Source organism: Oleiphilus sp. HI0132, from assembly GCF_001635845.1.
Genome location: NZ_LWGJ01000802.1, coordinates 1 through 1,088, shown reverse-complemented (window position 1 = coordinate 1,088; position 1,088 = coordinate 1). Strand labels below are relative to the sequence as shown.

Annotated in this window: 2 protein-coding genes; both read left to right on the top strand. The window is 45.1% G+C overall.

The genetic code is table 11. The features are described from left to right. On the top strand, positions 1-197 hold a 197-nt coding region (locus A3766_RS09315), incomplete at its 5' end, for an FMN-binding protein (protein WP_156508818.1). Continuing rightward, positions 197-976, top strand: coding sequence for an electron transport complex subunit E (locus tag A3766_RS09310; protein WP_082865008.1), 780 nt, complete (start codon positions 197-199; stop codon positions 974-976). The genes A3766_RS09315 and A3766_RS09310, both read left to right, overlap by 1 nt. The last annotated feature ends 112 nt before the right edge of the window (positions 977-1,088 follow it).

Sequence of the window (1,088 nt, the reverse complement as noted above, 5' to 3'; positions counted from 1 at the left end):
TGACTGAAACTCAGTGGCAAGTGAAGAAAGATGGTGGAGACTTTGATCAGTTAACAGGTGCAACCATTACACCTCGTGCGATAGTCAGTGCGGTGCATAAAGCGCTGATCTACTTTAGTGAGAACAAAGATCGGATTCTGGATCAGGCAATGAGTTCTAAGTCGGGAACTGATACTGCAGCAGGTGAGGCACAATAATGGCAGCAGCAGAAAATAGCGCAGATTTAATACCGGAACAAAGCGAAGGTGCGAAGCAAAGCTTTGTTAGCAGTGGCGAGTTCAACAAACTAGTTAAGAATGGCTTGTGGGACAATAACCCAGCCTTGGTTCAGCTACTGGGTTTGTGCCCTTTATTGGCTGTAACCGGCACAGTAGTTAATGCTTTAGGTTTGGGGTTGGCGACAACCTTGGTTTTGCTTGGGTCTAATGTATCGGTCTCGTTGATTCGAAACTATGTGAGAGATTCAGTCAGACTACCTGCTTTTGTGATGATTATTGCTTCGCTAGTGACTTGTGCTGAGTTATTGATGCAAGCCTTCACTTATGAATTGTATGAAATTCTTGGAATCTTTATCCCATTAATCGTGACTAACTGCGCAATCTTAGGTCGAGCCGATGCATATGCATGTAAGAACCCTGTATTGCCAGCCGCAACAGATGGTTTGATGATGGGAGTAGGCTTTACCGTGGTATTGGTATTGCTGGGCGCCATGCGTGAACTCATTGGTCAAGGAACCCTGTTTACCGGAATGAACCTGATCTTTGGTGATATGGCTCTGGCTTGGGAAATTCAGGTTTTCGAAGATTACCCTAACTTCCTGTTTGCTATTTTGCCTCCGGGAGCGTTTGTTGGAATGGGTTTAATCATTGCGCTGAAGAATATCATTGATCAACGTGCAGCGGCAGCAAAAGCGAAAACTGAAACAAAGAAAGAAAAGGGCAGTAAGCGGGTTCGTGTAACCGGCAAGATTGCTTAGCCTATAACGGGGAAGGTGCTTAGATAGTGCAGTTGACACGACACAGCATTTCAGCTGTATCGTGCGTACTCTATCAACTTAAGCGGTAAATCGCTTCAGGCCTTTCATTAGA